General features: G+C 50.9%; 4 protein-coding genes. 1 reads left to right on the top strand and 3 read right to left on the bottom strand.

The features are described 5' to 3' along the window. Window positions 1-7 precede the first annotated feature (7 nt). Together P304_RS0109365 and P304_RS0109360 are read right to left on the bottom strand one after the other, a co-directional pair. On the bottom strand, window positions 8-8458 hold the full coding sequence (locus P304_RS0109365) for an InlB B-repeat-containing protein (protein WP_027390333.1): 8451 nt from the start codon (window positions 8456-8458) through the stop codon (window positions 8-10). 34 nt (window positions 8459-8492) lie between these two features. Further along, window positions 8493-10067 (bottom strand): ATP-binding protein, encoded by a 1575-nt coding sequence (locus tag P304_RS0109360; protein ID WP_027390332.1) that lies wholly within the window; start codon window positions 10065-10067, stop codon window positions 8493-8495. A 257-nt stretch (window positions 10068-10324) separates the two neighbouring features. Here P304_RS0109360 and P304_RS0109355 point away from each other — a divergent pair, with 257 nt between their 5' ends. Next, window positions 10325-11104: an alpha/beta fold hydrolase gene (locus P304_RS0109355; protein ID WP_051321570.1), complete on the top strand. Its 780-nt coding sequence runs from the start codon at window positions 10325-10327 to the stop codon at window positions 11102-11104. Between the two features lie 44 nt (window positions 11105-11148). On the opposite strand, the gene P304_RS14935 is transcribed toward P304_RS0109355, so the two are convergent. Continuing rightward, the gene (locus P304_RS14935) at window positions 11149-12234 is read right to left on the bottom strand and encodes a CNNM domain-containing protein (protein ID WP_269077607.1); all 1086 of its coding nucleotides are present in this window, start codon (window positions 12232-12234) and stop codon (window positions 11149-11151) included. Between the last annotated feature and the right edge of the window lie 46 nt (window positions 12235-12280).

Raw genomic sequence — 12280 nt, 5'->3', positions numbered from 1 at the left:
GTCCTCCTTAGAACCGCAGTTCGCGCGTTACGTTGGTATTCACGGTAAATATCAGGTCACCGTTCAAGTTTTCTTTGATTTCCGCTCGGTTTCCTAGTTCGAATGGCGTTGTTGGATCGGCGGTAGGCTGAATTTCTGCGGGATTGCCACTACTGTCGATTCGCACAAAGCGGGTGCGCGATTCGCCATTTGCCTGAGTTTCGACAATGGCTTTGATCGTATGGCCGCCGATGGTGGTTGTCACCGTGGTTTCAACGGTATCGGCGCGTACGTCCGTGATAGCTCCGGGCAATGTCGTATTGGCGCTGCTGAAGGCATTTCCGAGTGTGACGCGGTGTTCAGCGCTCCCGTCAGGGTTGGCAATCACGGTAACCGCTGGGGTGCCAGCAAAGAGTGGCAGGAGGTTGACACGCGTTTCAATTTCTCCGGAATCTTTTACTTCCGTTTTGGCACCAGGAATGTGACTTGTAGCTCGTACCATGTGATTCCCCACGGTAAGCTCATGGGTAGCCGTTCCATCACTTTGTCCGATCACGCTGACATGAACCGCGCCATTGTTTTGCAGCGTAGTGGCTTGGGTATGCACGGCGCCGCTGCTGTCTACGCGCACTGTGGTGTTGGCGAGACGTGAGATGGCTTCGGTTGTCTCCTGACCGCTGAGAGTAACCTGATGAATAGCCGCTCCGCTCGTATCAACACGCACGGTGGAACGTGTAGCACCGGTGGTGATGGCGATCACCGCTTCGCCACTGTCGGTCATTTCCGCCTTGATGGTGACTCCAGCGGCAACGCGCAGTTGCACCTGACTGCTTTCTGATGTGTCTCCAGCGCGTTTTACATCAATAGTACTTTCCAGAGTGCCGTTGCTATTTTGGTAGAAGGTGGCCTGCTGTACCGCCGAAGCTTCGCCGTTATCACTACGCACGACAACACTCTTGATAGCATCACCGTCAAGACCAACCGCCTTCGAGTTGCTGTGATTGGCAATAGTGCTGGTAGCGTTGCTACCAGTAAACGTGACAGTGTGTGCGTCTGCGGTAAACTCTATGGAGTCAACATTGGCACTGATACCGGTGATTTCATCAGAGGCCGTTGCCGTACCGGGAATGGTAATCAGGAAAATACGCGTTGTGCTCGCAGTGCCTTTATGAAGCGTTGCGGTCAAGCGAACCGTATGCGTTGCGCCTGCTTGCGGGTGCGGTATCGCATCGTTACCAGCAACACTCAAGTATTCCGGCGAGTCGCTGTGCCACGTAATGGTCGTCCCACTGGCTCCCGCTATTGGAAGGCCAAGGGCGGTTGCCACCTGATGCAAGCCGCGATTGAGCTTGAGTTCTGGGAAAAGTGTCGCGCGATCAGTGGCAACGGCAGCATTGTCATCCTGCGGAAGCGGGAGAACCGTGATTTCAAAAGTTTCAACGGTATCCAGTCCGTCCCGACTAATCCGCGCCACCAGCGTGACAGCTTGGCTGCTATGCGGATAGATTGGCCGCACTACCGCACCGGTGATGGTATTAACGACGCCGGTGGGACTGGCGCTCCATGTAATCGTACTTGCATACAGCTTTCCGGCAGTTGGGAATACCAGAGACCCTGTGATTTCGCGCGGCACGATGTTCACGCCACGGATATCGATAAAGGTAAGTGCACTGCGGTCAGCGGCTAACATATCAACTGACGAAATACCAGCTTGCGGCACGGTAAGCAGCAGCCCTTTTTCGGTTGTCGCTGCTCCCTTACTGATAACCGCCGTCATAGTAACCGTACGGTTTCGGTTCCGCTCGGAAGGGAGAGTCGAAACAACACCAAAGTGGCTAATGACAGCGGGAAGGGAACTTGTCCATTGTACCTGAGCGCCACAGTCTACCAGAATGCTGTTCAGCATTAAGTTTGATGTCACGGAGTTTGCGGTAGTATTTGCGCCACGGATAGCGTCAAACGTGATGGCATGAGCGGTGTCCTGCACGCACTGGGCGTCAGAAATTCCCGGAGTAACGGGCGCTTTGGCGATGACCATCAGGGTAGATGAGGCTACGGAACGGTTTCCGGCCATGTCTTCGGCGTATGCGACAAACTCGTAGGTGTCATATCCCGGTAAAGATGAGGTGTATTCCCAAATACCATTGGCCGTGACGCTGGTCGTGCCGATGGCGATACCATTGCGAGTGAGAGACACAAGGCTGAGTGGTTCAGCAGTACCGCTGAGTGTCAGATCCAGCACTTCCAGCGTCACGGCTGGCAAGCCATTGATGACGGGAGCATCGGGTGCCGTGCGATCAATCTGCCAGAGAACAGACTCTGACGTGTCGGAACGGTTTCCGTATAGATCAGTAATCACAATACTAAAGCGGTTTTCTCCTTCGGGAAGATGTTCTGTGCCGAGCACAATTGACCAATCGCCGTTTTGATCAATCTCCTGTGAACCGATCAAGTTGCTGTTATTGTAGAGATACACCGTACTGCCGGGTTCCCCGCGCCCTCGCAATTCACCGGTATCGCGATTACTGAGTGTTGGCAGCGTAGATATTTCGCCGCTATCGGGCGAAGTGATGTCGCGGAAAATCGCGGTGATCTCGATAGTCTCAGTAACAGTAAATTGGTAAGGGTTCAGTGATGACAGCGCTGCTTGACCACGTTGCCACTCGATAAAAGTGTAACCAGCATTCGCGGTGGCGCTCACGCTGATAGTGCTGCCATGCTCGGCACTATCTGGACTGCTGACGATCCCTTGGCCATCGACAAGAACCGTGATGGGGTAACGGTTGAGGCTGTAAAGAGCCGTGATGCTTGTATCGCCAGTAATGTTGGTAAAACTGGCTGGACTCCAGCCAGTGAACGTATAGCCAACACGGGTTGGATTGGCTGGTGCCGTCGCGCCACTGCCGTGCTCGACGCTGTCGCTTTTGAGGACAGCACTATCGTGGTCGACGAAACTTACGCTGTACTGGTTGATGTTCCACTGTGCGGTGAGTGCGGCACCACCAACCGCCATGGTTGTTGGAACCGCCGGTGACCATCCGGCAAAAGTGTAGCCAGTGCGAGTCGGTGCAGCGGGAGCCGTAACATCCGTGCCGAAGTTCTGCGTAATGCTGGCAACAGCTGACCCACCAGCACTATCAAAGGTGATAGTGTATTCGTTTACTGTCCACTGCGCAGTCAGTGTTGCGCCGCCCGCAGGCATGGTGTTTGGCACGGCTGGATTCCATCCGGCAAAAGTGTAGCCCTCGCGGGTCGGTGCGACTGGCGCGGTGATGGCGCTGCCGTAATTCTGTGTTATCGCAGACACTGCCGAACCACCGTTGCTTGCGAATGTTATCGTGTATTGGCTGACGCTCCACTGCGCGTACAGCGTGCTGTCATTCGTATCGACGTAGACTGTTGCCCCAGTAAAAGTATCTCCCCCGCCATCTGGTTGCGTATTCCATCCCGCGAAGCTGTGTCCGGAACGCTGTGGTGCTGGCAAGCTCCCGACGGCCTCGCTGAACGTTACGGTGATGGCATCCAGATTGCCGCTGACACCGTCAGCGGAATTTGCGTCAAAATTCAGCGTATACGTGTTGGGATTCCACTTCGCATACAAGGTCGCGGGAGTGGTAATGAGCGTGTTGAACTCAAACGTGTCGTTCAACGCAATGTCGGTAAACCAGCCAGCAAAACTATAGCCATCGCGAGTCGGATCGGAGGGTTCAGTAGCGGTACGGTTATGTTTTACATTCTGTCCGGCTTGTTCCGAGCCACCATTGGTGTGGAAAGCCAGCGCGTGAGTCAGCGGTATCCATGACCAGGATGACGTGCTGTCAACGTAACGATACACGTAGGTGCCGTCTTCTTTGTTGTACCAGTTCGTATAAGCATGCTCGAACCACCAATTTGGATTGGTGAAGTAGTCTTCCAGTGCCACTCCTGAGCCAATCGTTACTTGAGTAAGATTCGGATTGTCACCAAAGGCGTATGCCCCGACGTGGACAAGACTGGTCGGCAGGGTGACTGCTTCAATCAGGTTGTCACGGAACGCCTGCACTTCGATGGTCTCCAAGCTGTCGCCATTCAGCGTGAGGTCGACAATTTTATTGTTGTAGAAAGCATATTCATCAATGAGTTGCACCGTGGCGGGAATGGAGAGCGCTGCCAGTTCGTTTTGAGCAAAGGCATAATCGCCAATACTGGTAATCCCCTCTGGAAGCGTGACCGATTCGAGTTGGTTGTCGTTGAAGGCGCTTCCGGCAATACTGGTAATTCCTTCAGGAATAGTAACGTGTGTCAGTTGATTGCGCCAGAAAACCCCACGTTGGATGGTGCCAATGCCGGACGGAATAGTGATCGCAGCGATCTGGTTTAATCCAAAGGCATGCTCACCAAGGAATGCCAGATCCGTTGGGAGCGTTGCACCAGCAAGCCCACTGTTGTAGAAAGCGTGATCGCCAATGTACTTCACGTTTTCGGGGATATTCACGCTGAAACCGGCAAAGGTGTTCAGGGCGAATGCTCCATTTTCGATCGTTTCCAATGTACTGGGCAGGGTAACGGCAGTCAGGTTGGCGTCGTTGAAAGCATTTGAGCCGATGATTTGCACCCCTTCTGGGATAACCACACTCTCAAGCTCCTTGCAGCGGAAAAGGAGTGGGCAGGTGTTGGTGCCTGCAGCGCCAATGCGCACAACATCGTAGCCGTAAATCTGAGTTGGGATAACCACGTGAGTGGCCGTTCCCTTGTAGTCAAGAATCGTCCCTTCGGCGGTATCAAAAATAAATATTTCGACGAATTTTGCGTACAGGGTGGTATTGCCAGTGATGGTGTCCGTTGCCGGGTCGAAGAGTTGTGTAAGTCCGGAATTTTTATACCAGCCAATAAACTCGTGGTTTTCCTGCGCACTCGGCGTGGGGAGTTCGATGGTATCGCCATAGAGTGCTTCGGCACTCTCAACAACCGTTCCACCAGCACTGAAGTTTACGGTATAAATCGGTGTCGTAAACACAATATCACTGCCACTCAGCGTGAAATGCTCCACGCCATAGACGCCCGTCAGCCGGATTTCCAACTCTGGGGCTCCCGCAGTTCCGATGGTGTCGATATACAGGCGGGTTTCGTTTCCATCTACCGCAACCTGCACTGAACTGGCAGCGACATTTGTCCCGTTGCCAAGGGTAACGGTTCCACCAGCGAAATCCTGTGTGTTGACGCGAATGCGATCACCAGCACCGAAATCAGTAATAAGGTCGATACCGTTGTCCGTTGTATCGTACAAAAAGACATCGCTCCCCGCTCCGCCAGTCAGGGTATCATTGCCAGATCCACCTTCAAGCGTGTCACTGCCACTGCCCGTGGTGATAGTATCTGAGCCACTACCGCCACTGACCCATGACGGTGCCGCGCCAGTATCAATGAAAACGTCATCCGCATCATTCAGAATAAACTCCAAGAATCCAAGCCCATTGGTTACCGAAGCCGCACTGCTTTGCGTGATCAGCAGGCGATTCTGCGGCCCAGCAACGGGGTTGGAAACGGCTTGATAGCTGGAGTTGAAATTGTTCTGCTCAATGGTATGTTCGCCGTGATACAGCGTACCGTACGGCGATTCAATCAGGACACCTAACGCGAGGTTTTCAAACGTGTTGCCACGAACCGTGACGGGTGCGGATACTTCCATAATGTCGACGCCGATCCCTCTGTTCGCGGCAGCAGTACGGCCAGTGACGGTAACGGTGTTATCAGACACCTCCACGGTATCTGTCATGCGCAGCAAAATGCCTGTTCCTGAATATGACTCGTGGTCAAAATCATATTCGCGTAGCGTGTTGCGTCTAATTTCTGCTGTCGTTCCTGTTCGCAGGCCACTGGAACCAATCTGCATCCCGTTCTGGCCAGAGCGCCCGTATACCCCATCACCGGTGAAGGTGTTGTCCTCAATGACCATATGGAGTTTCGGCCCCCAAGCAATAAGGGCAGTTTTCTGGATGGAGCTGAAGGTAGAGTTTCGAATGGTAACGGTGATCCGCTCTTCTAGCGTGTCGCTCCCTTCAACAGCTATGCCAAAGTTCTCGCTGAATCCAGACAGTTCTCCGGTATCGTTGCGGAGCGCCGCGATGTTGCGCACTTCAACACTATCAAGAGTCGCTCGCGTGTCAAAGATGCCGATTCCAATCAGGTCTTCGTTGGCGTTATGTTCATCGTCAATGGCGTGATAGCGCCCATCAACTACGATATTGCTGACGCTCACTACTCCTTGTCCCGGCACCGCCGTTCTGAGATCGAGGATAGGATAGCGATGCCGCCCATTATTGGTCAGCATATCCTGAGGTGAATAGACCAGATCGGAAGAGTCTGGTGCTTCCAGCGTTACCACCCCGTTGTCACCGAGAGCTGCGTTGATTGTAACCGCGGTAGTCGCTAGGAACTGACCACGATACGTGCCGTCCAGCAGAAGAATGGTATCGCCGTCCTGAGCGATGGCGAGTGCTTCGGCAAGGTTAAAGCCGTCGGCGGCATCGCCGTCGTCGTCAAATGCTTCCCGGTCAACATAAATGGTTGAACTCAGCACGGTGACATCGGCATGACTGCTATCGCCACCCGCCTCAAACGCGAAACGGAGTGTGGCATCACCGTAAGGCCTATCGTTGCGGTAGGTAATACTGCGGAGCACTTCCTGCACTCTCGCGGTCGTAGGAATAGTGCCGATAGTGCTAAAGGTGATTGCCAATACGCCGCCATTGTTGGTGAATGTCGCAAACGTCTGCCCGGTTCCGTTAACCTGGATGGCATTGCCAACGAGAGCGAAACTCGTACCGGAGTGCTCTATACCAAATATGTCGTGAATGGTTGGATCCGGCGCACCATTCTGTATGCGCTGGACGCGGAGCGTCACCCCTTCATAGTCGCCACTGCCACCGTTCAGCGCATTGCGAAACGTGTCCGAAGTCGTGACGGACGTTGCGAGGGAAACAGTCTCAGTATTGCCGGCCCATTCCATGGTGTCGCCGTCCAGTGCAACAAATGTTGGTGCGGGAGGAGCCGTAGTAGTCACTTTGACCAAAATTGGCGATGCCATCAGGTTTGGTGTATTTTCATCATCCTCTGCAACAACATAAACATCATACGTTGTACTCGCAAGGAGGCCGGAAACGTTGAACGTGTGGCTGTATGGGTCGGATGTAGCTGCCGCATTCCCAGACGCCAGTGCAGAACCGCCGCCAGCAGCCGTAGCAGCCTTTACATCAGCCGAACTTGGTACTGCAGCACCGTCGGCAAGAGCAACATAGTAGATGCTACCAGCCTCATCAAGGCTGGCGGAAAGATCAAAGCTGATTGCGGTGATGTTGGAAGCGGCGGGGGCAATGGCGAAGGTAGGGGGAGTGGTGTCACTCACGGAATTTGTCGAAGCGCCGGATAATGTAAAATCAATAAGATTAAAATTGTCCTGCCGGTCACCTACACTCATCGTGTAATACGCTCTAAAGCTGTCCATGAGTGTATTAAAGCAAGGAGAGTAGTCGATGGTATATGCTGTTTCGTAAGCTCCAATGCTGCTGATTGGTGTAGTTTCACATACTCTTACACCATTGGCATAACCAGCGAGGTATACACTTGTGAAGTTATTGTGCGGAGAAGTACCATCTTGGTTATACTCGCCTATAGTTGCATTCGTTAGGTAGAAACTTCCAGTCAGCGCAACTCTGACTTCTAAATACGAGGTATACGTTGTAGTCGACTCCGTTTCATCCTCAATATAGGCGCCAAATTCGTCAGCTTGGGTAGCTTTGCTCGCACCACTGCCATCCAATCTATCAACAATAAAAAAATCATCTGCGGTTGAAACAGTACCATCAGGATTCTGATTGGCATTAGCGAACGTGTAGAGGCCATCTGATGGTATTTGCAATGTATGTGGATAATGATCAAATTGCAGAGCTAAGCTGTTTTTAGAGCCTGCTTCCAACATCCAATCTCCATGTTTGGCGCTTGCTCCAGTTTTATTGGTAGAGGCCGCAATATTGGCCTTTGTAAGCTTTGAGAGTAAATCAATAAATTTTCTTCCGCTTTCCCCGCTTGCCACCTCACATCCATAGAGCAAGATATCCCCACCAGGTTGCAGGCTCTGGCCGATCTGTTTGAGATCATGGTGATAATATTCAAGTGTGTGCGTATTGAGCCGTGCCGTGCCGATCTGTTTTTCGCCAGCACTGCCGTGCGACAGGATGTGAATGGCGTCCAAAGCATTTTGCTCCGCTAAAATGTCTGCCATCTGTTGCACACCATCGCGCGATGGGTCCAGTAGATAAACCACGGTGGTAGGCGGTATTGCTTCCATCAGCGTCTGATAATCGGCAATACCAGCGTCGATGAAGGCCACTTCCCGACGCTGGTCGTTTGCCCACGCATAGGCAGATAGTCCCATCAGGCAGACCATCGCAATGGACTGCGATAAAGCGAATATTTTTTTAAACTTCCCCAAAATGCACATAACCTAACCTCCCCCTGTGACTTTTTGACTCTGTTTATTGCCTATTCTCTGCTATGGGGAGTGCTATGGTGATCACTGCCCCATTGGTTCCGTTTTTAGCGTAAATGGTCCCCCCAGCTTGTGCTTCTACTATGAGCTTTGCTTGGTACAAGCCCAACCCTGAGCCCGAAATAATTCCCGTCCCGACACACCGTTCTTTGGTAGTAAAAAATGGCTCAAAAATACGTTTCAATGCCCCATGTTGAATGCCACCACCGTTGTCTTCCACGCTAATGGCCACGAAGTCATTGATAACTTTGATTTTGATTCGTATTGCTCCCGCAAAATTGTGAGCCGTGACACGCCGCTTTGCGATAATCGCATCCCTCGCATTCGCAATAAGATTGAAGATGACTTGACGCAGACCCGCCATAGGTAAGTTCACCATGAGCCGTCGGTTGCCTGCTCGCCACAAATGAACGGGTTTGGGACGCTGCTTTAAAAAATATCCGGTGACTTCGATTTGTAACGCTTCAAGTTCTGGATACAGAAAACAAACGGTTTCCATCGTTTCCCGCAAGGCGCATGTCGAGTGAAGTCCACTACGCAAGTAACTGTGGGCAGTAAGATCAAAAATAGTTTGCGACATTTTCCCCACCGACGCCAAAGCGATGGCTGAGATCTCTTCAAGGCTTGCGGCGGTTAATTCATTTGCTTTGTACTCTTCGAGAATATTCTGAATGGAAAGTGAGATCACGGTGAGTGGTTGGCGCCAATGGTGAGCGATGGCAGAAATCATCTCGCTCATTTGCGAGACTTTCCATTGTGTCATTGCGAGATCTGTAGGGGAGAGAGTACTGTTTTTGGATGGAAAAATTGTTTCATCACTTCGTAGCGGCTTTTCTGATGAATTATGAGAAGCATTGTTGCTCAGTAAGCCTTGTTGGAGCGCCATTGTTATCGCATGAGTAACCGTGCTCGCTCCCAGTTTGTCGCGACCATTATGCAGATGGAAGGTGACGGTTCGCTCAGTAATGCCGAGTTTTTTTCCTATTTGGGCATACGTCTGCCCTGCCTGAACGCCCGCAAAACACTCCATTTCCCGAAGACTTAACGAATGTTGTGCGGTTGCAATGGTTGAAGCAAGGGGGGAAACCTTTACCCGTTCATGAAGGTATAACGCCGTCATTATCAACAGTGCCTTACGCTCACTGTCGGTGACGGGTGGGTTGGTGCCAAAAAAATACGCTACGACGGCCACGCCGCCAGCTTCTTCACGGAATGGTATGAGCAGACCATTCTCTTGACCGTGAGCTGCGGCTTCCGCAAAGAGTGTGCGTTGGGCATCATTAAACCAGTCCAGCGGTTTAAAAGCACACCATTCGATAGGGAGTAAAGAGTGGCGGGTAGCAATGACTACAGGGTCAATGCTGATATAATCTTGATCTAAGTAGCGCTCTGACCAGCGGGTAAGTTCGCGCCCACTGTAAAGGAATGGCTGTGGAATGTGGCGACCAGCATAGGCAATACCGACAACGCCCCAAGTGGAAAGGTATTGTTGTGCTTCGGAGAGTGCTTGTCGGGGTGTTTTAGCCTGCGTGATCTTCTCGAGAAATTTTTCGAAATCCATGGTTTCCTCCGGAGGATGCAAACCTATGCTCGCAAGCACGGTAAAAATTTACTGTGAAAGAAGCGGTAATGTAACTGAAGGAAACTACAGTAAAAGGAGAATATTTTAACAAGATGATATTTCGGTGTGATGTTGCTGACATTCCCTTGAATCGAATTGTGGTATGAGGAGTAATAAACCCGCCCGAATTCTCTTCATTTGCCAGTAAAATATGGTATTGTTTTCATAGGTCACACTATTTTTTGGAGGTGAAAGCCATGTTTTTCGTCAACGGACACGGCAAAATGTATTACGAGTTACACGGCACGGGTACGCGTTCGGTGTTGTTAATTCACGGTTTTCCCCTTTCGAGTGCTATGTGGCGACCACAAATCGACCCGCTGGTGCAGGCTGGATTTTCTGTCATAACGGTTGATTTGCCGGGGTTTGGGCGTTCTGATATTACGAGTGAAGTTGGCTCGATAGACTCGCTTGCCATGGTGATTGGCGAGTTGCTTGACCATCTTCAGATCAAAAAAGCTGCCATTGGTGGCATGTCTATGGGTGGGTATGTAACGCTTGCGCTGTATGCGCAGCGCCCGGAATTATTTGAAAAACTGATGTTGATTGTTACTCGCGCCGAAGCTGACAGCGAAGAAGCACAGGAATCGCGCACAAAGTTGGCTGACCAAGTGGGACATAATGGCGTGAAAGCGGCGGCGGATGTTTTTATTCGCAAGCTTTTAGGGTCAGAGACAGATAAGTATTTAGAGAAACACTTATATCACGACATCATGATGCGGGCGAGTGTGTCGGGAACGGTGCAAAACCTTTTGGCGATGCGTGACCGCCCTGATCGTCGTGCGTTGCTCCCAACGATTACGGTGCCAACCTTGGTGATTTGTGGTGCGGAAGATAACGCCATTCCACCATCCGCATCTGAGGATATGGCCAAACAAATCCCCGGCGCCAAACTCGTTACGATTCCGGCCACTGGGCATATTTGCAATATGGAAGATTCAGCAAGCTTTAACCGTGCGTTATTAGATTTTTTGTAAGTACACGAGGTTTGGTTGCTTCCGTGTTCTCCTTTGGTTGCGTTTTACACGGAAACCGAAGGAGGCACTGGAGTTCCTTTTTCCTTATTCTGCTGGGCGGTCATTTTTTTATAGCGGCTTTTCCATTGCTTTTTTGCCATATCCTGCAAATCGACGATCTTATCGGTTTCATCCACAATCTCTGCACCGAGTAGAGTTTCAACAACATCCTCCATGGTCACAAGGCCGGACATTCCACCAAAGTCATCAATCACCAGCGCAATGTGTTCGCGCTGGTGGATGAAATCATTAAAGAGCTGAAAAATACTGTAATTTTCTGGAACTGAGATGATGTCCCGTTTAAAATGGCGTAACTCTTTATCTGTGTGTTCATCAATTAAGTGCTCAAGCACTTCGTCTTTCAGTATATAGCCCACAATTGTCTCTTGGTCATGATTCTCCTTCAGTGGAATGCGCGAGAAAACAAGCTCGTCTTGCCTGTCATAAAACGCTCGCGCTGTCATGTCTTGCGGAGCGGATACGGTTACGGTACGTGGTGTCATAACATCTTTGACTTTATAATTTCTGAAATGCAGAAGGTTATGGATAAATTTGCTCTCCGCTTCGTCCAAAGAACCTTCTTTGGAACCAATCTGGATCATTGCTAAAAAATCAGTCCGGCTGAACACGTTCTTTTCCTTGCTTGAATTAAACACTCGTGTGATCAGTTGGCAAGCCCAGATAATAGGAAAAGTAATTTTAATAACAATATCTAGACTGCGTACCGTAAATGGTGCCAACAGCCTCCAGTTGTTGGCGCCAATTGTCTTGGGGATAATTTCCGAAAGAATAAGGATTGCCGCTGTCATAACTGCTGGCACCACGAGGCCGGTCACGATGGGGCTGCTATCTGCCCATATTTTGGTGGCTTCTTGACCGACACCAATGGCTCCGGCCGTATGCGCGATGGTGTTGACCGTCAAAATAGCCGCCAAAGGGCGATCAATATTCTCTTTGAATCCCTTTAAGATAGAGCCAACTTTCCCCTCTTCATTCAACTTTACCTGCATATAGGAAGGCGAAATGCTTAACAAGACGGCCTCCCACAAGGAACACAAAAATGAAAAAACAATGGAGACCGAAAAAAACATTACCAATGTTGAGAGCATCGCAATAGACCCCTTAGGAAACCACTTT

This window comes from Chrysiogenes arsenatis DSM 11915 (assembly GCF_000469585.1).
GTDB classification, from domain to species: Bacteria; Chrysiogenota; Chrysiogenetes; order Chrysiogenales; family Chrysiogenaceae; genus Chrysiogenes; species Chrysiogenes arsenatis.
The sequence above is the reverse complement of the archived record's forward strand: the minus strand, read 5'-3'. Positions and strand labels throughout refer to the sequence as shown.

Bases quoted from the DNA above. Each gene is read 5' to 3' on its own strand.
- P304_RS0109365 (WP_027390333.1), bottom strand. From the start codon at position 8,458: ATGTGCATTTTGGGGAAGTTTAAAAAAATATTCGCTTTATCGCAGTCC.
- P304_RS0109360 (WP_027390332.1), bottom strand. From the start codon at position 10,067: ATGGATTTCGAAAAATTTCTCGAGAAGATCACGCAGGCTAAAACACCC.
- P304_RS0109355 (WP_051321570.1), top strand. From the start codon at position 10,325: ATGTTTTTCGTCAACGGACACGGCAAAATGTATTACGAGTTACACGGC.
- P304_RS14935 (WP_269077607.1), bottom strand. From the start codon at position 12,234: ATGTTTTTTTCGGTCTCCATTGTTTTTTCATTTTTGTGTTCCTTGTGG.